This window comes from Achromobacter sp. JD417 (assembly GCF_041879325.1).
Lineage (GTDB): Bacteria > Pseudomonadota > Gammaproteobacteria > Burkholderiales > Burkholderiaceae_B > Achromobacter > Achromobacter mucicolens.
Map to the genome: position 1 here is coordinate 3,440,599 of NZ_CP087159.1, position 24,539 is coordinate 3,465,137.

The 24,539-nt window shown below is 65.2% G+C and carries 29 protein-coding genes; 20 read left to right on the forward strand and 9 right to left on the reverse strand.

Translation table 11 applies throughout. From position 1 onward, the window contains the following. Positions 1 to 86 precede the first annotated feature (86 nt). Genes LN047_RS15835 through LN047_RS15845 form a run of 3 tightly spaced genes read left to right on the forward strand, consistent with a single transcriptional unit; the run spans position 87 to position 2,627 of the window. Positions 87 to 935: an SAM-dependent methyltransferase gene (locus LN047_RS15835; RefSeq protein WP_373982138.1), complete on the forward strand. Its 849-nt coding sequence runs from the start codon at positions 87 to 89 to the stop codon at positions 933 to 935. A 24-nt stretch (positions 936 to 959) separates the two neighbouring features. Beyond that, entirely contained in the window at positions 960 to 1,514 is a 555-nt protein-coding gene (locus LN047_RS15840; protein ID WP_373979525.1) for an SMI1/KNR4 family protein, read from the forward strand. Positions 1,515 to 1,571: 57 nt separating this feature from the next. Beyond that, complete coding sequence (locus LN047_RS15845; protein ID WP_373979526.1) at positions 1,572 to 2,627, forward strand: RNA methyltransferase; 1,056 nt, start codon at positions 1,572 to 1,574, stop codon at positions 2,625 to 2,627. A 21-nt stretch (positions 2,628 to 2,648) separates the two neighbouring features. On the opposite strand, the gene LN047_RS15850 is transcribed toward LN047_RS15845, so the two are convergent. Then, positions 2,649 to 3,440: an IclR family transcriptional regulator gene (locus LN047_RS15850; RefSeq protein WP_373979527.1), complete on the reverse strand. Its 792-nt coding sequence runs from the start codon at positions 3,438 to 3,440 to the stop codon at positions 2,649 to 2,651. Beyond that, entirely contained in the window at positions 3,437 to 4,069 is a 633-nt protein-coding gene (locus tag LN047_RS15855; RefSeq protein ID WP_108004992.1) for a flavin reductase family protein, read from the reverse strand. Before LN047_RS15855 ends, LN047_RS15850 begins: the two co-directional genes overlap by 4 nt. Before the next feature lie 242 nt (positions 4,070 to 4,311). On the opposite strand from LN047_RS15855, the gene LN047_RS15860 reads away from it, so the two are divergent. The 6 genes from LN047_RS15860 to LN047_RS15885 all read left to right on the forward strand — a co-directional run bounded on the left by LN047_RS15860 (position 4,312) and on the right by LN047_RS15885 (position 9,107). Continuing rightward, complete coding sequence (locus LN047_RS15860) at positions 4,312 to 5,280, forward strand: tripartite tricarboxylate transporter substrate binding protein (RefSeq protein WP_062841059.1); 969 nt, start codon at positions 4,312 to 4,314, stop codon at positions 5,278 to 5,280. Positions 5,281 to 5,401: 121 nt separating this feature from the next. Next, complete coding sequence (locus LN047_RS15865) at positions 5,402 to 5,782, forward strand: RidA family protein (protein WP_152384682.1); 381 nt, start codon at positions 5,402 to 5,404, stop codon at positions 5,780 to 5,782. Between the two features lie 12 nt (positions 5,783 to 5,794). After that, the gene (locus LN047_RS15870) at positions 5,795 to 6,667 is read left to right on the forward strand and encodes an amidohydrolase (protein WP_279988915.1); all 873 of its coding nucleotides are present in this window, start codon (positions 5,795 to 5,797) and stop codon (positions 6,665 to 6,667) included. Next, entirely contained in the window at positions 6,664 to 7,530 is an 867-nt protein-coding gene (locus LN047_RS15875; RefSeq protein WP_373979528.1) for a fumarylacetoacetate hydrolase family protein, read from the forward strand. The genes LN047_RS15870 and LN047_RS15875 overlap by 4 nt, the downstream gene beginning before the upstream one ends. A 9-nt stretch (positions 7,531 to 7,539) precedes the next feature. Next, complete coding sequence (gene hpaH / locus LN047_RS15880; protein ID WP_056319129.1) at positions 7,540 to 8,322, forward strand: 2-oxo-hept-4-ene-1,7-dioate hydratase; 783 nt, start codon at positions 7,540 to 7,542, stop codon at positions 8,320 to 8,322. A gap of 8 nt (positions 8,323 to 8,330) precedes the next feature. After that, the gene (locus LN047_RS15885) at positions 8,331 to 9,107 is read left to right on the forward strand and encodes an aldolase/citrate lyase family protein (protein ID WP_373979530.1); all 777 of its coding nucleotides are present in this window, start codon (positions 8,331 to 8,333) and stop codon (positions 9,105 to 9,107) included. Between the two features lie 101 nt (positions 9,108 to 9,208). Here LN047_RS15885 and LN047_RS15890 read toward each other — a convergent pair whose 3' ends face one another. The 3 genes from LN047_RS15890 to LN047_RS15900 form a co-directional block, all read right to left on the reverse strand. Beyond that, positions 9,209 to 9,424: a hypothetical protein gene (locus tag LN047_RS15890; RefSeq protein ID WP_373979531.1), complete on the reverse strand. Its 216-nt coding sequence runs from the start codon at positions 9,422 to 9,424 to the stop codon at positions 9,209 to 9,211. A 160-nt stretch (positions 9,425 to 9,584) separates the two neighbouring features. Then, positions 9,585 to 10,190 carry a hypothetical protein gene (locus LN047_RS15895; RefSeq protein WP_373979532.1) on the reverse strand — a complete coding sequence of 202 codons (606 nt, stop codon included), beginning with the start codon at positions 10,188 to 10,190 and terminating at the stop codon, positions 9,585 to 9,587. A gap of 116 nt (positions 10,191 to 10,306) precedes the next feature. Next, on the reverse strand, positions 10,307 to 11,056 hold the full coding sequence (locus LN047_RS15900; protein ID WP_373979533.1) for an SDR family oxidoreductase: 750 nt from the start codon (positions 11,054 to 11,056) through the stop codon (positions 10,307 to 10,309). A gap of 217 nt (positions 11,057 to 11,273) precedes the next feature. Between LN047_RS15900 and LN047_RS15905 the strand changes: the two genes are divergently transcribed. Then, positions 11,274 to 13,031 carry a DUF4157 domain-containing protein gene (locus LN047_RS15905; protein ID WP_373979535.1) on the forward strand — a complete coding sequence of 586 codons (1,758 nt, stop codon included), beginning with the start codon at positions 11,274 to 11,276 and terminating at the stop codon, positions 13,029 to 13,031. Positions 13,032 to 13,076: 45 nt separating this feature from the next. Then, entirely contained in the window at positions 13,077 to 13,499 is a 423-nt protein-coding gene (locus LN047_RS15910; RefSeq protein ID WP_373979537.1) for a hypothetical protein, read from the forward strand. A gap of 36 nt (positions 13,500 to 13,535) precedes the next feature. Here the strand turns inward: LN047_RS15910 and LN047_RS15915 are convergent, their stop codons facing one another. Continuing rightward, positions 13,536 to 14,564, reverse strand: coding sequence for an NADP-dependent oxidoreductase (locus LN047_RS15915; protein ID WP_373979538.1), 1,029 nt, complete (start codon positions 14,562 to 14,564; stop codon positions 13,536 to 13,538). A 109-nt stretch (positions 14,565 to 14,673) separates the two neighbouring features. Between LN047_RS15915 and LN047_RS15920 the strand changes: the two genes are divergently transcribed. The 3 genes from LN047_RS15920 to LN047_RS15930 all read left to right on the forward strand — a co-directional run bounded on the left by LN047_RS15920 (position 14,674) and on the right by LN047_RS15930 (position 17,176). Continuing rightward, positions 14,674 to 15,573 carry a LysR family transcriptional regulator gene (locus tag LN047_RS15920; RefSeq protein WP_373979540.1) on the forward strand — a complete coding sequence of 300 codons (900 nt, stop codon included), beginning with the start codon at positions 14,674 to 14,676 and terminating at the stop codon, positions 15,571 to 15,573. 165 nt (positions 15,574 to 15,738) lie between these two features. After that, positions 15,739 to 16,482 carry a DUF899 domain-containing protein gene (locus tag LN047_RS15925; protein ID WP_217617671.1) on the forward strand — a complete coding sequence of 248 codons (744 nt, stop codon included), beginning with the start codon at positions 15,739 to 15,741 and terminating at the stop codon, positions 16,480 to 16,482. A 115-nt stretch (positions 16,483 to 16,597) separates the two neighbouring features. After that, positions 16,598 to 17,176, forward strand: coding sequence for a hypothetical protein (locus LN047_RS15930; protein ID WP_373979541.1), 579 nt, complete (start codon positions 16,598 to 16,600; stop codon positions 17,174 to 17,176). 3 nt (positions 17,177 to 17,179) lie between these two features. Here LN047_RS15930 and LN047_RS15935 read toward each other — a convergent pair whose 3' ends face one another. After that, complete coding sequence (locus LN047_RS15935; RefSeq protein WP_373979543.1) at positions 17,180 to 18,226, reverse strand: hypothetical protein; 1,047 nt, start codon at positions 18,224 to 18,226, stop codon at positions 17,180 to 17,182. Between the two features lie 140 nt (positions 18,227 to 18,366). On the opposite strand from LN047_RS15935, the gene LN047_RS15940 reads away from it, so the two are divergent. The 4 genes from LN047_RS15940 to LN047_RS15955 all read left to right on the forward strand — a co-directional run bounded on the left by LN047_RS15940 (position 18,367) and on the right by LN047_RS15955 (position 20,812). After that, on the forward strand, positions 18,367 to 18,960 hold the full coding sequence (locus LN047_RS15940) for a YSC84-related protein (RefSeq protein WP_128827189.1): 594 nt from the start codon (positions 18,367 to 18,369) through the stop codon (positions 18,958 to 18,960). Between the two features lie 58 nt (positions 18,961 to 19,018). After that, on the forward strand, positions 19,019 to 19,501 hold the full coding sequence (locus tag LN047_RS15945) for a nucleoside deaminase (RefSeq protein ID WP_062841078.1): 483 nt from the start codon (positions 19,019 to 19,021) through the stop codon (positions 19,499 to 19,501). Between the two features lie 170 nt (positions 19,502 to 19,671). Then, a complete protein-coding gene (locus LN047_RS15950) occupies positions 19,672 to 20,307 on the forward strand; it encodes a hypothetical protein (RefSeq protein WP_056319098.1) in 636 nt (211 codons plus the stop codon). Positions 20,308 to 20,332: 25 nt separating this feature from the next. Further along, a complete protein-coding gene (locus LN047_RS15955) occupies positions 20,333 to 20,812 on the forward strand; it encodes a hypothetical protein (protein ID WP_373979544.1) in 480 nt (159 codons plus the stop codon). On the opposite strand, the gene LN047_RS15960 is transcribed toward LN047_RS15955, so the two are convergent. Further along, entirely contained in the window at positions 20,721 to 21,767 is a 1,047-nt protein-coding gene (locus tag LN047_RS15960) for a GlxA family transcriptional regulator (protein ID WP_373979545.1), read from the reverse strand. The two genes, LN047_RS15955 and LN047_RS15960, sit on opposite strands and share 92 nt — an antisense overlap. Between LN047_RS15960 and LN047_RS15965 the strand changes: the two genes are divergently transcribed. Next, positions 21,766 to 22,584: a GNAT family N-acetyltransferase gene (locus LN047_RS15965; RefSeq protein ID WP_373979546.1), complete on the forward strand. Its 819-nt coding sequence runs from the start codon at positions 21,766 to 21,768 to the stop codon at positions 22,582 to 22,584. The two genes, LN047_RS15960 and LN047_RS15965, sit on opposite strands and share 2 nt — an antisense overlap. Positions 22,585 to 22,711: 127 nt before the next feature. Next, positions 22,712 to 24,013: a UDP-N-acetylglucosamine 1-carboxyvinyltransferase gene (locus LN047_RS15970; RefSeq protein ID WP_280000605.1), complete on the forward strand. Its 1,302-nt coding sequence runs from the start codon at positions 22,712 to 22,714 to the stop codon at positions 24,011 to 24,013. Positions 24,014 to 24,026: 13 nt separating this feature from the next. Here LN047_RS15970 and LN047_RS15975 read toward each other — a convergent pair whose 3' ends face one another. Continuing rightward, positions 24,027 to 24,497 carry a cupin domain-containing protein gene (locus LN047_RS15975; protein WP_373979548.1) on the reverse strand — a complete coding sequence of 157 codons (471 nt, stop codon included), beginning with the start codon at positions 24,495 to 24,497 and terminating at the stop codon, positions 24,027 to 24,029. Between the last annotated feature and the right edge of the window lie 42 nt (positions 24,498 to 24,539).

Genomic DNA, 24,539 nt, shown 5'->3' on the forward strand with positions numbered 1-24,539 from the left:
CGGCTGGTGTCCGACACTCGGAGGGTTACACTGTCCATTCCCGCACCTACACGCGCCCCGCCCCAGCGGGGCGCTTTGCCTTTCCCATGTCCGAAAAAACCCACGACATCCGCCCCGGCCAGTCGATCGAACTGCTCAAGGCCCTGCACATCCTGACCCGCGACGGCAAGATGAACCAGGACAGCCGCCGCAAATTGAAGCAGGTCTATCACCTGTTCCAGTTCATCGAGCCGCTGCTCACGGATGTCCAAGACCAACGCGGCGCCGTCACCCTGGCCGACCACGGCGCGGGCAAGTCGTATCTGGGCTTCATCCTGTATGACCTGTTCTTCAAGAATCAGCCCGAGGCGCTGAAAAACGGCTCCCACATCTACGGCATCGAAACCCGCGAAGAACTGGTGAAGTCATCGGAAGATCTGGCCAAGCGGCTGGGCTTTGGCGGCATGTCGTTCCTGAACCTGTCGGTGGCGGAGTCGATCACGTCGGACAAACTGCCCGCGTCGATAGACGTGGTGACCGCCCTGCACGCCTGCAATACGGCTACCGACGACGCGATTCACTTTGCGTTGGAGAAGAAAGCCAAATACATCGTGGTCGTGCCGTGCTGCCAGGCCGAGGTGGCTTCGGTGCTGCGCAAGAACAAAGCAAAAGCACTGGCGGATCCGCTGGCGGAGATCTGGCGGCATCCGCTGCATACGCGGGAGTTTGGCAGCCAGATTACGAATGTGCTGCGGTGCCTGCAGCTTGAGGCGCACGGATATCAGGTCAGCGTGACCGAACTGGTCGGCTGGGAGCATTCGATGAAGAATGAGCTGATCATCGCGCAATATAAAAACCTGCCGACGCGCAAGCCCGCGCAGCGCTTGACCGAGATGTTGGATCGAATCGGGTTGCAGGAATTGAAGGATCGGTTTTTCTTGCCGCAAGCTGCGTAATACTGAAAAGGACCGCCTGCGGCGATGAATTTTTCCCATTATCTTGATCGGCTGCGTGCGGTATGCGACGCACATGGCCACGCGCTACACCTCAACCCAGGTGCGGCGGAATCGGCGCTTGAAGCGGTTGAGGCGGAACTTGGTTTCCCCCTCTCTGCGCACGCCAGGCAGGCTTGGCTTCTGGCCAATGGGACCGAGCGCGATGTGCCGGTATTCATGCGGCCGGGCTATCTGACGGCCTATGATTTTCTGCCGGTGGATAAGGCGATTGCGGGACGAGCACGGATGGCGGACCGCGCGCCGCGATATGCCGGATATGTGGAGCCAGAACCGCGCGATGCGCGCATCAGGGAAGGCTGGTTTCACCCGGGCTGGCTCCCCTTCGCCAGCTTTGGCGGCGCAACGATGCTGCTGATGGTCGACCACTCCCCGAGCGAATCCGGCACACCGGGGCAGATCATCGCATTCACCCATGACCCGGATCAGATCACGTGGGTGGCGCCGAGCTTTACCGCGCTACTGACGGGATCAATCGCTGAGATCGAAGCCGACCCTGAGGAATTTCTGGGGGATTTTTAAGGCTGGGGATCAGACGCCCCCAGCCCATTCCCACGACCGAAGTAAAATCCGCTCCCCATGCGCTTCTCTGACTTCGACCAACGCCTCGCCGCACTCGGCGCGCTGCCCGTTCACCGCGGGCGGGTCATGCGCGTCTGGCTGCAAGGACAAGCGCTCGACACCGGCACGCGGCGGCGTAGCGCTGAGCATTTTCTGCCCCTCGCGCTGCGCGACGCCCTGCCCGCCTTGACCGCAGAATTGGACGGCCTTGCCCGCATCCGCTCGGAACATGCCGGCAGCGACGGTTCGCGCTTGCTTGTCGAACTGGCCGACGGGCAAATGGTGGAAAGCGTACTGTTGCCGCGCGACGGACTGTGCGTGTCCACCCAGGTCGGCTGTGCGGTCGGCTGTCGCTTCTGCATGACCGGCAAGAGCGGCTTGATTCGTCAGGTCACCAGCATGGAAATCCTGGCCCAGGTCGTGCTGGCGCGGCGTCAGCGTGCGGTGAAGAAAGTCGTTTTCATGGGCATGGGTGAACCGGCCCACAACCTCGACAACGTGCTCGAAGCCATCGACCTGCTTGGCACCGAAGGCAATATCGGGCACAAGAACCTCGTGTTCTCCACTGTGGGAGACCAGCGCGTGTTCGACGCGCTGCCGCGGCAACGCGTCAAGCCTGCGCTGGCGCTGTCGCTGCACACGACCAAAGCCGAGTTGCGAGAGCACCTGCTGCCGCGCGCGCCCAAAATTTCGCCGGAAGCACTGATCGAACTTGGCGAGCGATATGCTCGCGACACCGACTATCCGATCCAGTATCAATGGACGCTGCTCAAGGGCGTCAACGACGGCGACGACGAACTCGATGCGGTCGCGGATTTGCTCAAGGGCAAGTACGGCGTGCTCAACGTCATTCCGTTCAATAGTCTTGAAGGCGATACCTACCAGCGCCCCGATGCCGAGCGCACCCGCGAAATCGTCCGCTATCTGCACAGCCGTGGCGTGCTGACCAAAGTCAGGAATAGCGCGGGGCAGGATGTGGACGGCGGCTGTGGCCAGCTGCGCGCGCGTGCCGTAGGCGCCGAGCAAGTAGTCGAGCTGCGCCGCACGCGCACAGCCAGACCGGCAGCCGCCTAGTCTACCTTGCGAGCGGGCCCGTCACGCCCGAGTCGAGACCTGTCCCCACCTTGCCGAAATCCCGGCCACCGCCTGTCTCATCCGGTCCACGACCTCCCCGAATCTCCCGGCCCCCAACCGTTCCGCCATCGCCGTCACCGTAATCGCCCCCAGCGCTTCCCCTGTAGCCGACATGATCGGCACGGCCACCGCACTGGTCCCCGGCATCAGGCCAACGGGCGCATGTGCCAAACCCTCGCGGCGGGCTGCATCGACCCGCGCGATCACGTCCTCTACCCGCTCGCCCAACACCTCCAACCGCGCCGCATTACTGCGCACCAGCCGCGTGCTGTCGTCTGCGTCCAGGCTGGCCAACAACGCCACCCCGGAGACCCCGACCCCAAGCGGTCTGCGAACACCCACCTCAATCGACAACACCTGTATCGGATGCCTTCCCGTGCGGCGCCCAATGCAGATCGAGTCATGCCCATGCCGGATGCTTAGAAACACGGTATCCCCGACTTGATCCGCAAGCTCCGCCATATAGGGATCGGCCAAGGTCAACAACGGGAACCGCCGCGTTCGCGCCAGCCCGAGCAAGGTGATTTCCTGGCCAATCAAATACCGGCGCGTCTCCGGGTCCTGTTCTACCGCCTCTTCCTGCACCAAGGTCTTGAGCAGCCGATGCACGGTCGGCCGGTTCAGGCCGGACATGCGCTCCAGGTCCACCAAGCGCACTCCCCGTTCCTGCCCGCACGCGATCAACCGCAGCAAAGCCAATGCGCGCCGGACGGTCTGGGCGCCGGCCGCGCTTTTATCCTCGGCGCCGCTCATGCGGCCTCCGGTTTCATGACGGACTTTGCCGTTTGGGCGATGCCGCGCTTGGTAATGATTTCGCCCAGCGATGCATAGTTTGGCCCGCCGATGCGGCAGATGGGGCGCAGCATTGCGGTGTCGATCTTGCCGTCTTGCATCAGGCCCTCGCGGATGTGGAACATCACGACTTCACCCACAAAGAATTCGGCGCCGGTGTTGCCAAACGGCGTGACGCTGTGCAGCCGGCATTCCAGACTGATGGGCGCGGCGGCCAGGCGGGGGGTTGCGACCACCACGCCGGGGATGACGGGCAGGCCCAGCAAATCGGCTTCGCTGACTTCAGGCGGATGTTCCTGAGCGCTTTCGTGCAACGGGTCCAGCAGGGTTTCGTCGGCAATGTTCACGACGAAATGGCCGTTTTCCATGATGTTGCGGCCGGTGTCTTTGCGCTGGCCGGCCTTTCTGCCGATGTTCACGCCAATCATGGGCGGCTGGTTGGAGACGAAGGTGTAGCAACTGAAGGGGGCCAGGTTCACGACACCGTGGGCGTTGACGCTGCTGATCCAGGCGATCGGCCGGGGCACGATGATGCCGCTCATCAGGCGGTAGGTCTGCTCGGGGTTCAGGTCACTGGCGGGAAAGTGCATGGTCGTCTCGCTCCGTAGTCCGGATATTGAACATCAGTTTAAGGGCGCGTCCATGCGGACTTCGTGCGCCGAGCGTCATTTTCCCGTGAAGCAGGGGCCGATCGAAAGGAGCGACTAACCCAGCGTTCCAAAAGAGTCCAATATCCGGACCTTTTTGAAAAATTGCCGTTGTTCAGCGCGGCGCAAATTCCTAGAGTGTCAACAAACAAACAAAACGCGATGACACGCACAGGAGACTCACCATGAACCGCACCGCGCTGCGCGCCTGCGCCACAGTGGCGCTGACCGTCCTTACCTCGATGGCGCACGCCGCCTGGCCCGACAAACCCGTGAAGATCGTTGTGCCCTACCCGCCCGGCGGGAATGTGGACGTGGCGGCGCGGCTGATCGCGCCGGGGTTGCAGGCGGCGCTGGGACAGCCGTTCATCGTGGAGAACAAGCCGGGCGCGGGCGGCATGATTGCCGGCGAGCAGGTGGCGCGGTCGGAACCGGATGGCTACACGCTGTTCATGGCGGCCAACGGTCCCCTGCTGTTTTCGCCGCTGATCTTCAAGCGCGACGCCTACAAATGGGACCGGGACTTTGCGCCGATCAGTTCGGTGTCCTACACCCCACTGGTGTTGCAGGTGCGGCCGGAGCTCAAGGCCAAGAATCTGGAAGAGCTGCTGGCGCTGGCCAAGAAGGAGCCGGGCAAGCTGAACATGGCATCGCCCGGCGCGGGGACGACGAATCACCTGGTGAGCGAACTGCTGCAGTCGCTGACCGGGGCGCGCTGGACGACGGCGCAATACAAGGGCAATGCACCCGCGACGACGGATCTGCTGGGCGGCCAGGTGGATTTCAATTTCGACCAGATTTCCGTGGCGTTGCCTTACGTCAAGGAAGGCCGGTTGCGAGCGCTGGCCGTAACCACGGCCAAGCGCGTGCCATCGATGCCGGACGTGCCAACGTTTGCGGAAGCCGGCGTGCCGGGCATGGAAGCGGCGACGTTCACTGGGTTGCTGGCCCCGAAGGGCACGCCGCCCGAGGTGCTGAACAAGCTGAGCGAGGCGCTGACCAAGATCCTGGCGCAGCCGACGATCATCCAGCGCTTTGACGATCTGGGCGCACAAGCGCGCGGCAGCTCTCCGGAGGAATTCACGCGCTATCTGGCCGCGGAAGATGCGCGCTGGACGCCGATCATCAAGCGCGCCGGCATCACGGCGAACTGAGCGGCCGCCTGAGCAGACAACTGACCCGACAACTGAGCAGCCAGCCCGGCAGCCCACTGAATCCCGGGGCGCGGCAACGCCGGGCTCCTTCCCCGACACTTCGACTGAGACGGAAAACGCCATGAGCAGACGCAGCATCTATGCCGAAGGCTTCAGCCACAAGAACCCCATTCCCGCCGCCTGCCGGATCGGGCCCATGCTGTATTCGGGCAGCATCCAGGGCACGGACCCCGCGACGGGCGCCTACGGCGACTCGCTGGAACGCCAATGCGAGCTGATGTTCGACCACGTGCGCCGCATCGTGCAGGCGGGCGGCGGCTCGCTGGATCACATCGCCAAGATGACGGTGTGGATGCGCGACCGCAGCCAGCGCGCGGCGCTCAATGCCGTGTGGTTGCAAGCCTTTCCGGATGCGCAGAATCGTCCGGCGCGTCACACCATGCAGGCGGACCTGGATGGCGACAAGCTCATCGAGTGCGACTTCGTGGCCGTGATCGAATAAAGGAGCCGGACGATGCCGCAATATCAAGCCTTCAATCCCAACCCGACCGCGCCGGCCTATCGCCTGCCGCCCGGATCGTGCGATAGCCAATTCCACGTGTTCGGCCCCGCCGACCGCTACCCGGTGCGTCCGGGCGCGGCCTATGAGATGCCTAGTGCGACCATCGAGACGGCGCTGGGCCTGCACCGGCTGCTGGGTATCCAGCGCGGCGTGATCGTGCAAGCCACCACGTACGGCGCCGATCATCAGGTGGTGCTGGACGGACTGGCCGCAGCTGGCCCGTCGTATCGCGGCTGCGCGAATGCCGTGGTGCTGGCCGAATGCGACGACGCCTATATCCAGAAGCTGCACGACGCCGGTGTGCGCGGCGCGCGGTTCACGCGCCAGGGGCTGGGCATCAGCATGGCGCCCGCGGTCTTCGACCGCGCCATCGCCCGCATCCGCGAGCTGGGCTGGTATGCCAAGTTCCAGCCGGAACCCGACGGCATGATGGCGCAGGCAGCACAGTTCGAGAACCTGGACATCCCTGTGCTGCTGGACCACATGGGCCGGGCGGACCCGGGCGCGGGCGCCGCCGACCCAACGCGACGCTTGCTGGAGTCGCTGCTCTCGCGCGGCAACTTCTGGGTGATGCTGTCGTTGACGGAGAAGATCTCGCGCACGGGCGAGCCCTGGGACGATGTGCTCCCGCTGGCCCAGGCGCTGATCGCCGCAAACCCGGACCGCGTGGTGTGGGGCAGCGACTGGCCGCATCCGGTGTCGGTGAAAGCCACGCCCAACGAAGGCCGACTGCTCGATCAGTTGGCGCGCTATGCCGGCGATCAGGACACGCTCAAGAAGATCCTGGTCGACAACCCCGCGCACCTTTTTGGATTCGACGAATGAAACTGCTCAGTTTTATGCATGACGGCCAGGCGCGCTTTGGCGCGCTGCGCGACCAGGACGAGATCGTAGCGCTGGACGGCCACGGCCACGACAGCTTGAGGGCCTCGCTGGAACCCGGCGATCTGCCCGCGCTGGCGCGCCTGGCCGAGTCGCTGCCCGCGACGCACCGGCTGGATCAGGTGCGGCTGCTGCCGCCCATCCCCACCCCCGAGAAGATCATCTGCGTGGGCGTGAACTACGGCAAGCGCAACGAGGAATACCAGGACGGCAGCGCGCCGCCGGCCTATCCCAGCGTTTTCCCACGCTTTCCGGGATCTTTCGTGGGACATGGTGAACCCTTGCTGCGTCCGCCGGAGTCCGAACAACTGGACTACGAGGGCGAGATCGCCATCGTGATCGGCAAGGCCGGCCGCCGCATCGCTGCGGCCGATGCCTGGAACCACGTGGCTGGCCTGACGTGTTTGAACGAGGGCACGGTGCGGGACTGGCTCAAGCACGGCAAGTTCAACGTAACCCAGGGCAAGAACTTCGACGCCAGCGGTTCGATGGGACCGTGGCTGGTAACCGCGGATGAATTCGATGCGGCCGCCCCGCTCACGGTCAGCACGCGCGTGAACGGCGAACTGCGCCAGCAGGACACGACCGAGAACCTGATGTTCCCGTTCGCCGAACTGATCCGCTACATCTCCATCTGGACCACGCTCAAGCCAGGGGACGTGATCTCGACCGGCACGCCGATTGGCGCGGGCGTGCGCTTCACGCCGCCGCGCTTCCTGAAACCCGGCGACGTGGTCGAGGTGGAAGTCGCCGGCATCGGCGTCCTGTCCAATCCCGTGGCCGATGAACCGGCCGTGTCCGCATAAGGAGCCGACATGCTGAATGAAAAAGACCGCGACCGCGCCGCGAGCCTGCTGCTGGAAGCAGAGCGCAGCGGCGTGCCCACCACGCAACTGGACCAGGTCTTTCCGGACATCGAGATCGCGGACGCCTACGCGATTCAGAAGCGGATCATCGACGACAAGCTGGCTGCGGGCGCCAAACTGCGCGGCCACAAAATCGGCCTCACGTCCAAGGCGATGCAGAGCACCGTCGGCATTGACGAACCGGATTACGGACATCTGCTGGACACGATGTTCTATCAGGACGGCGAGACGATCCCGACCGACAAGCTCATCGTGCCGCGCGTCGAGGTGGAACTGGCGTTCGTACTGGGCAAGCCGCTGCGCGGGCCGGACGTAAGCCTGTTTGACGTACTGGATGCCACGGATTACGTGGTGCCGGCGCTGGAGCTGATCGACGGACGGAGCAAGTATCCGCGCCGCATCGTCGACAACATTGCCGACAACGCCGCATGCGCCGGCATCGTGTTGGGCGGCCGGCCCGTGCGTCCGATGGACGTGGATCTGCGTTGGGTGGGCGCCCTGCTCTTGAAGAACGGCGTGATCGAGGAATCGGGCGTATCCGCCGCGGTCCTGGGGCATCCGGCGCTGGGGATTGCGTGGCTGGCCAACAAGCTGGCCCTGCACGACACCGGCCTGGCTGCAGGGCAAATCGTGCTGGCGGGGTCGTTCACCCGCACGGTCGCGGTCAAGCGGGGCGACACGCTGCATGCCGACTACGGCAAGCTCGGCAGCATTTCGGTGCACTTTTCCTAGGACAAGACGTGGAACTTCCGATCAATACGTTCAAGCGCGCGCTGCGCGAGCAGCGTCACCAGACGGGACTTTGGGTCACGCTTGCCCATCCGAACAGCACCGAGCTGGTGGCGGCCAGCGGCTTCGATTGGCTGCTGCTGGACACCGAGCACACGCCGGCGCTGTTGCCCACCGTCATGGGGCAACTGCAGGCCGCGGCCGCCTATGGCAGCCATCCGGTCGTGCGCCCGTCGTGGAACGACAAGGTGCAGATCAAGCAATACCTGGACATTGGCGCGCAGACGCTCTTGCTGCCCTATGTGCAAAACGCAGCCGAGGCCGAAAGTGCCGTGGCCGGCATGCGCTATGCGCCACGCGGCGTGCGCGGCGTAAGCGGCACCATGCGCGCCACGCGCTACGGACGGGTGCCCGACTACATGCGCCGCTGCGAGGAAGAGCTTTGCCTCCTGGTTCAGGCCGAGACCGGCGAAGCGCTGGAGAATCTTGACGCCATCATTGCGGTGGACGGCGTGGACGGCGTGTTCATCGGGCCAGCCGACCTGGCGGCCAGCCTGGGATATCCCGGCGAGCCGCAGCATCCCAACGTGGTGGCGGCCGTCGAACAAGCCATTCGCCGGGTGCGCGCGGCGGGCAAGGCGCCGGGCGTGCTGACCACGGATGAAACGTTGGCACGGCGCTACATGGCTGCAGGAAGCCTGTATACGGCGGTGGGCGTGGACGCGGCGATCCTGGCGCGCCACTGCGATCAACTGGCGGCGCGGTTCGCGGCCACCGCGCCTGAATAGGGTCGTTTCAATTTCGCGGGCCTCTGGCGTGCCGCGCGCACGCCAGCCGCTTACCCATCAAGCGCCTGCCCATCAAGCGCCTGCCAATCAATCGCTTCCAATCAATCGCCCGAGCTTCGGCGCAGCCGGTCCGTCGACTCCTTGTTCAAGCGCTTCGCTTCGTCTTCCGCGTAGCCTTCCTCGCCTGACTCGTACTGACCTTCATACATGCAGCTGCTGCGCAGCATGCCGCACTCGCCGACGACCGAGGAGCAGCCTGCATTCAACGCCGCGAGAAACAACAAGACACTGCAACGGCCTAACGTTCGAATCGACATATCGCTCCTTGAGAATGGGTCTGTAGCGCCGGGGTCTGTAGTGCCGGTTGGTCCGGCACAGCAATGCCATTCAGCATGGACGAAGACGCCAGGGTCCGCAACACGTTGCGTATCGAATTGTCTCTGGCCGCAGGCCGGTGAACCACGCGCCGATTCGCCATCAAAGATGCCGGTGACTGCAGCCCATCACTTGCCCTGTCAGCTCGCCAATCAACCGCGCCAGGCCTTGCGCGCTTTCCCGGTCCAGCCCTTCACAGCGCACCATTCGAAACCCCATGGCCAGGCTGTAGTGCCAGTCCAGCTCAAGAATGCGGTAGCTGCGGCCGCTCTGCTCGCAATGCCATTGCGCGGCCGGGTTCTCGTAGGCTTGGCCGATGAAGTCCACATGCGAGTCGGCCGGCATGGGAGAGGCGGGTTCGTTCGATCCCGGGGGGCTGGGTGCGCATAAATTCTCGCCGACCATGACGTGCGGGTTCGCGCCGTCAAACGCCAGCAGCAGGATCGGGAAGTTCCGGGGATCCGCGTCGTAATCGTCCCTGACCGCGGCGCTGAGGTAGCGCCGGGCCGCCGGACCCAGACAGTATTGGACGCTATGCCAAGCCGCGTCGGCTTCGTCGAAGCTGTCGCGGCTGGCGCTGTAGGGAATGTTGTCGCCCTGCGGGGGCAGGACGTAACCGCCTTCCAGCAGCCGCGCTTGCAGGGCGGGCCAGTCGGGCGGCGCCAGATGGAAATCACGGGGAAAGATGAATTGATGGTGTTCAGACATGACCGGTCATCCAGGCGCTGGGAGGGATGGCGCGAAACCGGATGAGGACCGATTCACGCCAAAGCGACGAAGCCGCAGTATTACAGAAACTACCCGGCGCCACGGCGTGTTCGTCATCATTTCACCGCCGCGTTTCCTCCGTCGGCAAACAGCGCGGAGCCGGTGACGAAGCTTGCCATCGGGCTGGCCAGGAACAAGGCGGCCGACGCAATTTCTTCTGGCCGCGCAATCCGCTTCATGGCGTGCAATCCTGCGGCCCACTCCTTCTGAGCAGCGTCTCCGGCCATCGCCGTGTCCACACCGCCCGGCATCAGCGCATTTGCCCGGATGCCTTGGCCGCCGTAGTCCGCGGCGATGCCCTTGACCAGCCCCATCAGCCCCGCCTTGGCCGCGCCGTAGGCCGCCATGCCGGGCAATCCGACGCTGGTGCCCACGAAGCTGGACGTGAAGATGATGGCGCCGCCGCCGCGCTCCAGCATGGCGGGTATCTGATGGGCGCTGCTCAGAAAGGCGGCGGTGAGATTCACGTCGATCGTGGCTTGCCAATCGGCAAAGCTGATGTCGGCCAGCGGGCCGATCGGGCCCGTGGCCCCGGCGTTGTTGAAGGCGATGTCCAGGCCGCCGAAAGCGTCATTCGCCTCGGCAATCAATCGCGCGTGCGTGTCGGGCTCGCTGGCGTCGCCCACGACGGTACGCACCCGCCCGCCCCGGTCGCGGATGCTGGCGGCCACGGCGTCCAGGGCCGCCTCGCCTCGGGCATTGAGCACGACGTCGGCGCCTTCGGCACTGAATAGCAATGCGGCGGCGCGTCCGATGCCGGACGATGCGCCGGTGATGAGGGCGACTTTTCCTTGCAAGAGGGGCATGATGTTTGTCCTGGGTGAATAGCGTGCCGCCATTGTCGGAACCGCGCGGCGCAGCGGCTATCCGGTTCTTGCGCTCTCCTCTATGCAGGTGGTGCGCGTGCCCTGGAAAAGGCGCACAATAATCGGCGTTGCCCGCCTGAGATCGCATCCCCTGCCGGGCCCAACACCGCATGTTGAATTCCCGGCTTTCAACAGGCCGAACGAAAGGAGCGACCTCATGCGCGCTTTCGTACAGAAGCCCAAAGCGGCTTTTCACCCCGCACCGCCCGAACGGCGCGCACGAACCGCAGCGGTGCATCCCGCCGATGCCCGCCTGGCCATGTCACGGTCAGGCGATGCATCGGAGCAGGAAGCGCAGCGGGCGTCCGAACAGGTGATGCGCAGCCCACGGCTTGACCCCGCGCAGGGCTTTTCGCCGATCCCCCTGCACCCGGCCGACGCGCGCAATGCGGCATCGGTGACCGACACGTTGCCGCTTGCCAACGTGCTGGCGGCCGACGGCCATCCCCTTGACGCCGATACCCGCGCGTTCATGGAGCCGCGATTCCAGAAAGATTTCAGCCACGTCCGGCTGCATTCGGACGCGCGGGCTGGCGCATCAGCCCGCGCCGTCCAAGCCCGCGCCTTCACGATCGGCCATCACATCGTCCTGGGCTCAGGCCAATACGCACCCGGCACCGCCGCGGGCCAAGCGCTGCTGGCACACGAACTCGCCCATGTGGTCCAGCAGTCATCGATCAGCGCGCAGGGCCCTCGCCTGTTGCAGCGCGAGCCCAGCGGGCCGACGTACGGCAATCTGCCGCGGGACGCGCCCGCGTTCGGGTCGTCGCGCGACGTCATCAAGCTGCAGAACGTGAACGGCACATGGCGGGAGGTCGGCGGAAAATATGGCAGGACCGCGCGCGGTAACTATGACTTTGTCGTCAAAGACGGAGAAATCTACGCGGTCAAGGCCAAGAACACAATGAACCCGCTGGGCCACACCGAGGCGGCGCGCGGCGGGCGCGTAAATTGGGCGGGACAGGTGGAATTCGAGGCGGGCAAGGTCAAATCCTGGAACGACGGATCGGGTCACTACCGGTCGTTGTCCAGCATGCGTGAGCCCGCTGTGCAGGCCGGATTGCCCGACGAAAAGTTCATCCAGCATCCCGAAACCGCCGTGCGGCCTCGCCCCAAATCGTCCTTGCCGCAACTGCCTGTCGAACAGCCCGCCACCAAGCCTCGCGTGCCCGGCGAAGCGCCGAAGGTCGGCTCGGGACCGCCCCGCATTGCGGAATTGGAAGCGCGGTATGGAAAGGCGCCCACCGCGGTGCCCGCCACCGCCGCCAGTACGGTCGTGGCCGAGGAAGCCGGTTCACTTCTGAAGGTGTCGGGCCGTACCGCTTCGGCGCTCGGCAAGATCGGCAGCGCCGCGGGCTGGGTCGCCGACTTCCTGATGCCGGGGCCGCAGGACGCGATCATGCTGATGGTGCAGTTCGCCATGACGTATGCCGAGGCGCAGGAAGCGGCGCGCGCGGAAGGGATGCGCACGGGCTTTGGCCATGGTCTGGCAGCCGGGTTGCTGCGGTTGAGCCGCAGCTGGATACGCGAGAACCTGGCGCCGAAAGTCATCAGCCGCAGCGTCGCGAGCGAGGTGGCAGCCACCACCGGGTATCGAGAGAAAGGGGTGGTGCAAGGGCTGGTGGCGGGCATTTCGTTTGCCGAGCGGCTCAATGCAGATCAACGCAAGGCGATGCTGAAGGAAGGCACGCGCGCCATGCGCGCCAAAGGCGACGATGTGACCCTGCGTGCGCGCTGGGAGCGCGGTTATACCGCCTACGACATCATCGACCTGTCCGTGGCGCTGGCGCCGCGCATCGATGAAATCCTGGAGGAAGCGCGCAAGAACGAGGAGCTGCGCCAGGCTGCCGAGAACTGGGAAAAACTGAAGAAATATGGCCCGCTGATGCCTTTGGCGCCCTTGTTCGAGCCATAGCGGCTGTGGCATATTGCCGGTGCCCTGCCCGCCCGGTTTCCCTTCATGCGCAACCCACCCGATCCATTCGCCCCGCCCCGCAAACAGCGCGCCGCGAAAACCAATTCACTGCTCTGGATCCTGGAGCCCTTGGCGCGCGACGCCGGCTACATGCATCGCAAGATGTTCGGCGCCGACGCGGCCTACCTGGACGGCTTGCTGTATCTGATCGTCGCCGACCGCGACGATCCCTGGAACGGCGTGATGGTCAGCACGTCGCAGGACCGCCACGCGGCGCTGCTGGCGGATGTTCCCGAGCTGCTGCCGCATCCGGTGCTGGGCAAGTGGTTGTACCTGCCGCAGTCGAGCGAATCCTTCGAATCGACCGCGGCCACATTGGCGGCGTTGGCGCTGGCGCGGGATCCGCGGATGGGGGTGGCGCCCAAACCGAGGGCGCGGCGCAGCAAGGCGCGCACCATCGGCCAGTAAAACATCCCCCCCGGCACCCGCACCACGCGCCGCGGGTCAGTCACCCACCCGCACCACCAGCTTCCCGAAGTTCTTTCCTTCAAGCAGACCGATCAGCGCGTCGGGCGCCTGTTCCAGTCCGTCGACGACATCCTCGCGCCAGCGCAGCTTGCCTTCGCGGATCCACTGCCCTGCCACGCGCAGGAATTCGTCTTCCTGTTCCTTCGGAAAGTCGAACACGATAAACCCTTGCATCGTGATGCGGCGCGACAGGATCTCGCGCATGGTGGCGGGCAGGCGGTCCGGGCCGCGGCGGTCCGCGGGGCTGTCGTTGTAGTTGGCGATCAGGCCGCACACCGGCACCCGGGCAAAGTCGTTCAGCAGCGGAAGCACGGCGTCCCACACATGGCCGCTGACGTTTTCGAAATAGACGTCGATGCCGTCGGGGCAGGCCTCGGCCAGCTTCTGCGCAAAGTCGGGCGCGTGGTGGTCCACGACCACGTCAAAGCCCAGTTCCTCTTTGACGAAGGCGCACTTTTCGGGGCCGCCCGCGATGCCCACGACGCGCGCGCCCTTGATCCGCGCGATCTGGCCGACGACCGAGCCAACGGCGCCGCTAGCAGCCGCAACGACCACGGTTTCACCCGGTTTGGGCTGGCCGATGTTGAGCAGTCCGACGTACGCCGTGAGGCCGGGCATGCCCAACACGCCCAGCGCCGTCGACGGCGGCGCAATCGCCGGATCAAGGCGGCGCAGACCGCTGCCGTCGGACAGCGCGTAGCGTTGCCAGCCGGCAGACGACAGCACGATGTCGCCCTCACGCCAGTCGGGATGGCGGGACGTTTTCACCCGGGCAACGGTGCCGCCGACCATGACGTCCCCGATTTGCATGGGCTCGGCATAGGATTTTTCGTCGCTGACGCGCCAGCGCATGTACGGGTCCAGCGACAGGGTCTGGACTTCCAGCAGCACCTGGCCGTCGGCCGGTTCGGGAATGGGCGCGCGCTCGACGCGGAAATCAGTGGCCTTGGGGCGGCCGACCGGCCGGGATGCGAGAACGACGCGCAGATTCTGGGGGTGTGTCATGGATGGCTCCTTGAGTTGAGTCGGACATTTCGCGACAAGGGTCATCCTAGGGATGCCGCAGAGTTACAGATAGACTGATAGCTCGTAAACCAGATTTCATGGATTGATAATGTCAACCGACTTCGACCCCGCCCTGCTCCGCACCTTTGTGGCGGTCTGCCGATACGGCAGCCTGAGCCGCGCCGCCGAAATGTCGGGCCGCGCGCAGTCGGCGCTTAGCACGCAGATCCGCCGTCTGGAGGAAATGGTCGGCAAGCGGCTGCTGCATCGCACCGGCCGCGGCATGGCCCCCACCACCGAGGGCGAGTTGCTGCTGAGCTACGCCAACCGGATCCTTGCGCTGGGCGAGGCGGCCGCGGCGCGGCTGCGCGAACGGGCGGTGGCGGGCAGCGTGCGCATCGGGCTGTCCGAGGACGTGGCGGTGGCCGCGTTGCCGGCGGCGCTGGGGCAGCTGCGGCGCGCGTGCCCCAACCTGCATCTGGAGGTCGTCATCGACGACGGCGAGCGGCTGGCCGCGCGCTGGCAGGACGGCACGCTGGACGTGGCCGTGGGCGCCTGCGTGGGATTCACCGAAGAACCCATCGAGACGTGGACGGTGGATTTGCACTGGGCCTGCGGGATCGACGAAACCCTGGACCCGGACCAGCCGCTTGACGTGATCGTGTACGCCGAGCCGTGCTCATGGCGCCGGCTGGCATTCGATGCGCTGACGGCGTCGGGGCGCGATTTCCGGGTGTCGCTGACCAGCCACAACGTGGGCGCCACGATCGCCGCCGTCGAGAACGGCCTGGGCGTGGCCTTGCTGACGACCGAGTGCCTGCGGCCCGACACCATGCGCGTGATTTCCATCGGGGAAGAAAGCGCGCTGCCGCTGACCGCGCAATTCGGCCTGTACGCGGCGCACCGTCTGAACGAAAGCGGTCAGGCCGCCGTAACGCTGTTGCGTGAAAGCCTGCGGGGGTGGACTGCACAGGCCATGCCGCGAGAGGCCGTGCTGCTTACCGCCTGAGCCGCCAGACACGCGCCAGATTTGTTACTCCTGGCCGCCGCCTCCCGGTGCCACACTATTCCCGTACCCGCGCCGCTCACTTGGCGCCTTTGGCACCGAACCCCTCAGGAGGATCCAGTCATGACCACGCCCCCCGCATCCCCCGGCAATGGCGCCCGCCCCGCCATGCAGATGCCCCCGGTCGTTTCCGGCAAAGACTGGGAAGCCGCCCGCCAGCAACTGCTCATCAAGGAAAAGGCCCACACCCGCGCCCGCGACGCCCTCGCCGCGGAACGCCGCCGCATGCCCTGGACGGCGGTAGACAACGAATATGTTTTTGAAGGCCCGGCCGGCAAGGTGACGCTGCGCGACCTGTTCGACGGCCGCCGGCAGCTCATCGTCTATCGCGCGTTTCACGAGCCTGGCGTCTTTGGCTGGCCGGATCATGCGTGCCGCGGCTGCTCGATGGTGGCCGATCAGGTGGCCCACCTTTCGCACCTGAATGCCCGCGACACGACGCTGGTCTTCGTGTCGCGCGCGCCGCAGGCGGACATCGAACGGCTGAAGGCGCGCATGGGCTGGACGATGCCGTGGTTCACGCTGACCGACAGTTTCGACGCGGATTTCGGCGTGGACGAATGGCACGGCACCAACGTGTTCTTTCGCGACGGCGACCGCATCTATCGCACGTACTTCCTGAACAACCGAGGCGACGAGCAGATGGGCGGCACGTGGAACTACCTGGACATCACGCCGCTGGGGCGGCAGGAAACCTGGGAGGATTCTCCGGCCGGCTATCCGCAGACGCCGCCCTACAAATGGTGGAACTGGCACGACAGCTACGCGCCCGACGCGCCGCCGGACCAGAAATGGGTCGAGGTATCCGACGCGGGAGAAAAGGCGTTTCGCAATCACTGCGACCCGAAGTAGCCTGCGTCGCGGCAAGCGGCTGTTTTAAGATACGCGCTGGCAAATTCCGCAGCGCGCCCCATGAACATCGATACTGGTTCCCGCAATCGTCGCCATCGTTTCCGAGTCAGCCTGCATGTCCAGTGAACTGGCTGACTGGAAACGCGCCTTCCAGCCTTGCCGCATTCCCGCGATTGCCGCACTTGCGCTCCTGGGCATTGCCATCTATTGCTTCAATGCGGCAAAAGACATCCGCCTGCCCTATGACCCCGCCAAGCTGAACACGATCCAGCTTCGTGTCGACAAGGTGGCCAGCTGCGATGCCCAGGCGCGGATACGCGGACGGTTGGAGCGTTACACCGTGCCTTGCGTCTATTCGGGCAACTATCCCTACATGGTGTTCAAGTTCTTCAAGGCGACCTACAACGTCCGGTACACCGAGGGCGAGCACGTCGAATTCATGGTGCTTGAAGACCAACGGCAGCTTACCGACGGCACGATTGCGCGCCAATACAACATGGCCATTCCCGTGCGGGTCTATGGCGTGCGCAAGAACGGCGAAACGCTGGTCGACGCCAAGCAGGTCCATGACCAAAGCCATTCGCGCAAAGTGCAATTCAACATGAACGGTTGGATCGCGTTGGTGCTGGCTGGCTGGGCGGCGGTGATTACCTTCCGGCGGGCCCGAAAGATCCTGAACGAAGCAATGTGGTGACGCTCAGGCGCGCTGGCTGGCCCCGTCCAGAACGCGGGTCCAGGCCTGAGTCAACGTCAGCGCGTCTGCTTCGGTCATGTACTGCGGCGCCCCCCGCGCCATGGCGGCAAACAGCAACGCATCGCAAGCGGCCTGCCACAACGGGTTCAGCACCTGTTCGGTCTCGCCGTCTTCCTCGACCAGGATGAAGGCGCCGCCGCCATCCACGTGTTCGGCGCGCTTGCGCAGCTGGTCATGGATCAGCAGAAAGCCCGCATGGACCGGCGAACGCGCCTTGTCGTCCCGCCGCGCGGCGGCCAGCGTGCCGCGCCAGTCGTCCTCGCCGTTCGAGGTTGGCTCGCCCCCCTGTTGCGACCAACGCATCCAGGCCCGGCTGTACGCCCGCCAGGCGTCTTCAGGCAGGTTGTCCGCCAACGCCTGCGCCTGGCTGCGCGACAACGTACCGATCTGCTCAACGATCTCCAGCACGCCCTCGCCATTCGGCCCGAACAGGGCAGAGAGCGGCAATTCTTCCAGCAAAGCAATTGCACTGGCGCGCCAATAGCCGGGTTGGGCGACCAGATCGGACATGTCGCCCTGCTTTTCAACCCGCACGCGCCACAGCCGGCCAGGCCAGCGGCTTCCGATGACGATGGAGTCAAGCGCCTGGTCCACCACGATCCATGGCGGAACGGGCTTGACGAGCGACACGCGGTCCGCGGATCGAATCAGCTTGAAGGCGGGATCGGGAAGATCGAACCAGTACCCGACAGGCATTGCCTGACGCACCGGCGCGAGCCCGCTTTCCGTGACGTCGCCGTCGCAATGCCGGCACACGCGCGCGTCGCGCAGGATGGGCTTGCCGCAGTGCAGGCAATCGACATGCGATGACAGGACCGGCTGGCCGGCCAGCGGCGAACGATTGGCGATGCTTGCCAGAAAAACGGCCGCCACCGGCGGACTGATCAGACAAGCCAACACCGTCCACCCCACCCCATTGCGGCCACGCTTACGCGCCATGAATCCCACCACGATGGCCAGCGCGATCCAGAGAAAGATGATGAATAGCATGGCGCGATGTTAAACCGAGGGAAAGCCCGATTATCTTTCTTGCGATCACCCCCCCATCGCCTGCGCGCGCAAGCCGGAGTAATCTCCAGCCAGGAGGTGATTCGAAGTGCACCGTGGTCCCCTACAAAAAGGAAGCGCAAATGCTTGATATCAATTCAAAATTCCGCAGAACCGCCGTGGCGGCCGTCACATTCGGCATGGCCGGGCTGCTCTTTGCAGGCTGCACCACGACAGACTCGCGCGCCACGGCAACCGCCGCGGAAAAGCGTCAGGAGTTGGATACCGCTGCGGCGGCGACACTGTCCAAGCTGTATGAGTCCGCGCCGCAGTCCAAGCAGTTGGTGGAACGTGCCCGCGGCGTGCTGGTGTTTCCGGCTGTGCTGAGCGCCAGCTTCATCGTGGGCGCCCAGCATGGCTCGGGCGTGCTGCAGGTCGGCGGACAGGACAAGGGCTACTACAGCATCACGGGCGGCTCCATCGGCTTTCAGGCGGGCGCGCAGTCCAAGGCGATGGTGCTGCTGTTCATGACGGACGACGCGCTGGCGAAGTTCCGCGCCAGCAGCGGCTGGACCATCGGCGCGGACGCTACCGTCGCCGTGGCCAACGTGGGCGTGAACGGCAGCATCGATTCCTATACCGCGCAGCAGCCCATCGTGGGGTTCGTGATGAACAACGGCGGGCTGATGGCGGGCGTCTCGGTGGACGGCAGCAAGATTTCGCCGCTGCTGCTGTAGGACAAATCGGCCGGCGCGCACATCGCGCGCCGGCTCAATCTTTATAAGGAGATCACGCGTGATTACCGCAGAGGACAAGAAGCACCTTGCACGCTGCGTCGAGCTGGCCCGGCAGGCGCTCGATGCGGGAGACCAGCCGTTTGGATCGGTGCTGGTATCGGGCGACGGACGGGTGCTGTTTGAAGACCATAACCATGTCTCCAGCGGCGACCGCACGCGGCATCCGGAATTCGAGATCGCGCGCTGGGCGGCGAACAACGTGCCGCCCGCGGACCGCGCGGCCTGCACGGTGTACACGTCCGGCGAGCATTGCGCCATGTGTTCGGCGGCGCACGGCTGGGTGGGACTCGGCCGGATCGTGTACGCGGTGTCGTCCGCCCAGTACGCGGAATGGATGCGCGAATGGGGCGTGCCGCCCTCGCCCGTGCGGTCCCTGCCCATTGCCGAGGTGGTCAGCGGGATCGAGGCGGAGGGGCCGGTCCCGGAATTCGTGGAACCCGTGCGATTGCTCCATGAAGAGAACGTGCGGCGGCGAGCCTGATGGGACCGCACGCGCGCGACGGTGAAGCATTCTGTTTTCCGCCTAACGAATAGATACAGCTACGCTAAACACCGCAATTATTTGCGCGCACGGGCGTGATAAGTTGGCGCCCGTGCCGTAATCGGGGTCAGGTTTGTACGGCACATCCCTTTCCTCTCTTGATACAGACCATGCACACTCACGTTGCCCGCGCCTCGGGAATCAAACGCAAGTCCGGTAATCTGCTTCTTGCTCTGGGACTGGCCTTCGCAGCCGCCGCTCCCGCCTTCGCGCAGAAGGATCCCGGCGCAGCCATCCTGCCTCCGCGCGCCAATTCGGGCAGCCAGGCGCCGGCGCCGCAGCAGGCCCCCGCTGCGCAACCCCAGGTTCAACAGGCACCCGCCCGTCAAGCGCCCGCGCAGCAGGCGCCCGCCGGCGGCGCCCTTGCGCCGGTGCAAAAAACGCAGATCAACGACCAGGCCGCCTACGAGCGGCTGCTGAACAACAGCGGCGTGACGCTGCAATGGCTGTGGTCCGCCAAGCGCGGCAAGATGAACGCGATCGACGACAACGACGTGGTGCGTCTTGACGGCACGCAGGCCAACCATGAAGGCACCTTGAAGGTCAAAGGCGAGGTCGTCTCCATTGGCCGCGACAGCTTCGTGCTGCGCGGCACGATCCTGATCCTGGACGCGCCCGACAAGGGCCGTCGCTGCGAGCGTACCGGCGACTACGAATTCAAGGCGACCGGCAAGCGCAAGTACTGGCGTCTGCAGCAGATGGAAGCGTGCGGCGGCCTGACCGATTACGTCGACATCTACTACTGATCCACAAGAAGCGACCCGCCGCCCCATGCCCCCGACCGCGATCAAATGGCTGGCCAGCATTGTCCTGGGTCTGCTGATCGGCAGCGCCAGTTTTGGCGTTACCAATCCGCTGCTGCAAGCCCTGTTCGGCCTGAACCAGCCCGCCGGTGGCGCCTACGTGCCACTGGACGACACCGCGCTGCAGCGGATGCAGATCGCCGGCGCCGTGCTTTACGCGGTGATCGCGGTGATTGCCGCCGTATTGCTGGCGCGGATCGGGAATTTGCGCCGGCTGATCGGCTGGGGCTGCCTTGCGCTGGGCGTGACGCTGCTGCTGACCGTGCCGATTGCGCTACTGCAGATGGACCCGGCCATGCACACCGGCGGCGGCGCGGACGCGCGGGATGCAAACACCGCGCTGTTCTTCTTCCTGCTCATCTTTGGCCTGCCGTATCTGGGCGGCGGCTTGCTGCTGACGATCGGCGGCGCGGTGCTGATTCGCAAGAATCGGGATAAGCCCGCGTAAGCCGTAACTCTTTCACCCCTCTACCCAGCTTGCGGCGCAGCAGCGTCCGCAATGTCGCGCCGTCCTCATAGCCCACCTCTGTGGCAATCGCATCGATGTTCAGGTGGCTGGTTCGCAACAGATGGACCGCCCGCTCGACGCGCAAGTCCTGGAAGTAAGACAGCGGCGACTTGCCCAGCACCGCCTCGATACGGCGTTGCAACGTGCGGGTACTGGTCGCAAGCGCGTCCGCGGCGTCGGCCACCGAGAACCCCTGCGCCAATCGTTGGCGGGCCCAACGTTCGAAACGCTCGACCAGCGGGTCGGCGCGCGCGAGGTGATCGGGGATCATGTACGGCGCTTGCGACGGCCGCGCGTCCACGAGCAGATAGCGCACGACCACGGCGGCCAGCGCCGGACTGGCCTGGCCCACCAGCCACAGGGCCAGATCCAGATGACCCATCGCCGCGCCCGCAGTCGTGAAGCTGCCGGACGGCACCATCATACGTGCGCTGTCCAGTTCAATTTCCGGATATCGCTGGCGAAACAGCGGCGCCAGCCACCATGACGTCGTGGCCTCGTGTCCATCGAGCAACCCGGATTCGGCCAGCACGAAGGTGCCAATACACGCGGCCGCGATCCTGGCGCCGCCGGCATGGGAATCCCGCAGCACCCCTAGCGCGTCCTTGACGTCCCGGCGTTCCAGCGCCGGCAGCAGTTGCTCCGGCATCTTGGTGGCGATGGCTGGCAGCACGACCCAATCGGGACTGCCCATTGCGCTGACAGGCTTGACCGGAACGCGCATGCCTAGACCCGTGCGCACCTCGCGCCGCACACCGATGATGTCGATGTCAAAGCGCGGCCCTTCGCCGGGCTGTTGGAGGTCGGCCAGCTCGTTGGCCGTCGTGAATGCGTCCAGGATGGCCGACAGCCCTGTGTCGAAGCAGCCGTCCAGCGCCAGCACGGAAATCTTCATGGCGGAAACAACTCCAAAAATGTCATTTGCGACCATAGAACGGCGCCCCGTTCCTGTCTACATTGGCCCCACGCGCTCTTGGCGCGGATCAATGGGAGCCCGCATGGACCAACAAGCACACAGTCTGGACAACCCGATCTGGACGGCCCTCGTCACGGAGCAGGCGCATCTGGGCACCGGCGAGCACCTCGCCCGCCGCTATCAACCGGATGTCGCGCCGTTTGCCGCGATGGCGTCCGATGACTCACCCGAGGCATGGGCGGCGCTTGCACAGCTTCTGCCGCCGGGCGAACAGGTGGCGCTGCTTTCGTTCTACCCGCTCAAGCCCCCCGCCCGGCTTCGCGCCAATCCGGTCGGCGTGATCCATCAGATGGTTGCGACGCGGCGCGGGCCCTGTGTCGCCGACACCGCCGACATGGTCGCGCTCACCGCGGCCGATGCTGCCGAGATGCAGGCGCTGGCCGCCAAAACCAAGCCCGGTCCGTTCTGCCCGCGCACTCACGAGATGGGCCGCTACATCGGAATTCGATGGCAAGGCCGCCTGGTCGCGATGGCGGGCGAACGGATGCGCCCGGCCGGCCACATCGAAATCAGCGCCGTCTGTGTCGACGAGCAATGGCGTGGCAAGGGACTGGCCCAACGGCTGGTGCAAAACCTGCAAGCGCGGATCTGGCGGCAGGGCCAATCGCCGTTCCTGCACGTGCTTGGCCAGAACGCCGGTGCGATTGCGTTGTATGAGCGCCTGGGATTTCGGCTGCGGCAGCGATTTCATTTGACGATGATGGAACGCGCATCGATAGACGGTGACCAGAATTAGCACGGCGTCTGCGTTAGGAACATTGCAGTCTGAAACGTTTAGCCGCCTTTCGTCAAAATGACCCCTTGAAGGACCCCGGTACAATCCCCGCGCTCTCCCCTATTTCTTTCCCGGCTGTCCCATCCCCATGTCCAATCTCATCGTCCACGGCGGCACGCCTTTGCGCGGCCGCGTCGTCCCCTCGGCCAACAAGAACGCGGTGCTGCCGATCCTGTGCGCCACGCTGCTGACCGACCAGCCGTTGCGGCTGCACGGGGTGCCGGACATCACCGACGTGCGCAAGATCCTGGATATCTTCCGCACGTTGGGCAGCGACGTGCGGTTGGACGATGCGACGCGCACGCTGGAACTGCATCACAAGAACACCATGTTCGACGCGGCGGCGCACAGGCTGCCGGAGGAAATGCGTTCGTCGATCATGCTGGTGCCGCCGCTTCTGGCCCGCTTTGGCGTGGCGCGGCTGGAAGACAACGTCAAGGGATGCACGCTGGGGGTGCGCGAGATCGATCCGCACGTGGACATCTTCCGCTCGTTCGGCGGCGAGGTGGAGCGCGCCAGCGGATCGCTGCTGGTGCGCGCGGGCGGTCCGCTCAAGCCCACGCATCATTGGCTGGACTACGCGTCGGTGACCACGACCGAGAATTTCGTGTTGTGCGCCGCCGCCGCAGAAGGCGAGTCGTCGCTGACGAATGCGGCCTCCGAGCCGCACGTGCAGGAGTTCTGCCGCTTCATGGCCATGATGGGCGCCGACATCGACGGCATCGGCACGTCGCGGCTGGTGGTGCGCGGCGGCAAGCGCCTGGGCGGCGGCGAGTTCACGTTCGAAGAGGACTTCCACGAAATCACCACGTTCCTCGCGCTGGGCGCGATCACCGGCGGCGACGTGGTGGTGCGCAACCGCACGCCGGGCAACTTCCCGCTGATCGACCGCACGTTCGCCAAGTTCGGCGTGCGGATCGAGCACAAGGACGGCTGGTCGCGTGCGCTGCGCGAGGGTCCGCTGAAGGTGCAGACGCCGTTCACCAGCAACGTGCTGACCAAGGTGGAAGCGGCGCCCTGGCCGTACTTTCCGGTGGACCTGCTGCCGATCTTCATTGCGCTGGGCGTATGCGCCGAGGGCAATGCGATGTTCTGGAACAAGGTCTACGACGGCGCGCTGGGCTGGACGGGCGAGCTGTCCAAGTTCGGCGCGCATGTGTTCTCGTCGGACCCGCACCGCGTGGTGACCTTCGGCGGCAATCCGCTGACGCCGGGCGTGGTCGAAAGCCCCTACATCATCCGCGTGGCGATCGCCCTGTTCATGGTGGCCAGCAGCATCAAGGGCCGTTCCGAGATCCGCAACGCCACGCCGATCCGCCGGGCGCACCCGCGCTTTGTCGAAAACCTGCGCAGCCTGGGCGTGCAGGTCGAGTGGGCGAACGACGAGTAAACAGACAGTCCGGTCAACTTGCCGGCGGGGCCGCAACTGCCGGCGGCGGCGCGATCGGGGTCAGGCCGAATCGCTTCATCGTTTCCATCATCCGGGCTTTGTCCGGCGGACCGCCGCCATTGATCAGCGCCGCCATCTCGCGGAAATAGTCCGCGCTGATTTCCGGCGTGTTCATGACTAGGGCCCGGGCCATGACGCTGTGCGGATTGCTGAACGCGTGGGCCACGCCGGTGGGCGTGGTCATCGAGTCGCCCGGCCCCAAGTCCCGCGTTTGCCCGCCGACCGTAAAGCGCAGCGTCCCCTCCAGCACATAGATCAGCTCTTCATTGTCGTGACTGTGGGGCGGCGGCACGTTCGAGCCCGGCGGCACCCGCAATTCGAACGCCCCCATGTGATTGCCCTGCCCGCTTGGCTGAAGATAGCGAATCTCCAGTTGGCCTATCCGGATCACTTCGTCTGCATTGAATACGGCGTCTTCGTTCATGGCATACTCCGCGTAAAGTTCCTTTACTTCGAAGTGTACAAA

What these genes read in the sequence shown, in the direction of transcription:
- LN047_RS15835 (WP_373982138.1), top strand. Translation starts at nt 87, where the DNA reads ATGTCCGAAAAAACCCACGACATCCGCCCCGGCCAGTCGATCGAACTG.
- LN047_RS15840 (WP_373979525.1), top strand. Translation starts at nt 960, where the DNA reads ATGAATTTTTCCCATTATCTTGATCGGCTGCGTGCGGTATGCGACGCA.
- LN047_RS15845 (WP_373979526.1), top strand. Translation starts at nt 1,572, where the DNA reads ATGCGCTTCTCTGACTTCGACCAACGCCTCGCCGCACTCGGCGCGCTG.
- LN047_RS15850 (WP_373979527.1), bottom strand. Translation starts at nt 3,440, where the DNA reads ATGAGCGGCGCCGAGGATAAAAGCGCGGCCGGCGCCCAGACCGTCCGG.
- LN047_RS15855 (WP_108004992.1), bottom strand. Translation starts at nt 4,069, where the DNA reads ATGCACTTTCCCGCCAGTGACCTGAACCCCGAGCAGACCTACCGCCTG.
- LN047_RS15860 (WP_062841059.1), top strand. Translation starts at nt 4,312, where the DNA reads ATGAACCGCACCGCGCTGCGCGCCTGCGCCACAGTGGCGCTGACCGTC.
- LN047_RS15865 (WP_152384682.1), top strand. Translation starts at nt 5,402, where the DNA reads ATGAGCAGACGCAGCATCTATGCCGAAGGCTTCAGCCACAAGAACCCC.
- LN047_RS15870 (WP_279988915.1), top strand. Translation starts at nt 5,795, where the DNA reads ATGCCGCAATATCAAGCCTTCAATCCCAACCCGACCGCGCCGGCCTAT.
- LN047_RS15875 (WP_373979528.1), top strand. Translation starts at nt 6,664, where the DNA reads ATGAAACTGCTCAGTTTTATGCATGACGGCCAGGCGCGCTTTGGCGCG.
- hpaH (WP_056319129.1), top strand. Translation starts at nt 7,540, where the DNA reads ATGCTGAATGAAAAAGACCGCGACCGCGCCGCGAGCCTGCTGCTGGAA.
- LN047_RS15890 (WP_373979531.1), bottom strand. Translation starts at nt 9,424, where the DNA reads ATGTCGATTCGAACGTTAGGCCGTTGCAGTGTCTTGTTGTTTCTCGCG.
- LN047_RS15895 (WP_373979532.1), bottom strand. Translation starts at nt 10,190, where the DNA reads ATGTCTGAACACCATCAATTCATCTTTCCCCGTGATTTCCATCTGGCG.
- LN047_RS15900 (WP_373979533.1), bottom strand. Translation starts at nt 11,056, where the DNA reads ATGCCCCTCTTGCAAGGAAAAGTCGCCCTCATCACCGGCGCATCGTCC.
- LN047_RS15905 (WP_373979535.1), top strand. Translation starts at nt 11,274, where the DNA reads ATGCGCGCTTTCGTACAGAAGCCCAAAGCGGCTTTTCACCCCGCACCG.
- LN047_RS15910 (WP_373979537.1), top strand. Translation starts at nt 13,077, where the DNA reads ATGCGCAACCCACCCGATCCATTCGCCCCGCCCCGCAAACAGCGCGCC.
- LN047_RS15915 (WP_373979538.1), bottom strand. Translation starts at nt 14,564, where the DNA reads ATGACACACCCCCAGAATCTGCGCGTCGTTCTCGCATCCCGGCCGGTC.
- LN047_RS15920 (WP_373979540.1), top strand. Translation starts at nt 14,674, where the DNA reads ATGTCAACCGACTTCGACCCCGCCCTGCTCCGCACCTTTGTGGCGGTC.
- LN047_RS15925 (WP_217617671.1), top strand. Translation starts at nt 15,739, where the DNA reads ATGCAGATGCCCCCGGTCGTTTCCGGCAAAGACTGGGAAGCCGCCCGC.
- LN047_RS15930 (WP_373979541.1), top strand. Translation starts at nt 16,598, where the DNA reads ATGTCCAGTGAACTGGCTGACTGGAAACGCGCCTTCCAGCCTTGCCGC.
- LN047_RS15935 (WP_373979543.1), bottom strand. Translation starts at nt 18,226, where the DNA reads ATGCTATTCATCATCTTTCTCTGGATCGCGCTGGCCATCGTGGTGGGA.
- LN047_RS15940 (WP_128827189.1), top strand. Translation starts at nt 18,367, where the DNA reads ATGCTTGATATCAATTCAAAATTCCGCAGAACCGCCGTGGCGGCCGTC.
- LN047_RS15950 (WP_056319098.1), top strand. Translation starts at nt 19,672, where the DNA reads ATGCACACTCACGTTGCCCGCGCCTCGGGAATCAAACGCAAGTCCGGT.
- LN047_RS15955 (WP_373979544.1), top strand. Translation starts at nt 20,333, where the DNA reads ATGCCCCCGACCGCGATCAAATGGCTGGCCAGCATTGTCCTGGGTCTG.
- LN047_RS15965 (WP_373979546.1), top strand. Translation starts at nt 21,766, where the DNA reads ATGGCGGAAACAACTCCAAAAATGTCATTTGCGACCATAGAACGGCGC.
- LN047_RS15960 (WP_373979545.1), bottom strand. Translation starts at nt 21,767, where the DNA reads ATGAAGATTTCCGTGCTGGCGCTGGACGGCTGCTTCGACACAGGGCTG.
- LN047_RS15970 (WP_280000605.1), top strand. Translation starts at nt 22,712, where the DNA reads ATGTCCAATCTCATCGTCCACGGCGGCACGCCTTTGCGCGGCCGCGTC.
- LN047_RS15975 (WP_373979548.1), bottom strand. Translation starts at nt 24,497, where the DNA reads ATGAACGAAGACGCCGTATTCAATGCAGACGAAGTGATCCGGATAGGC.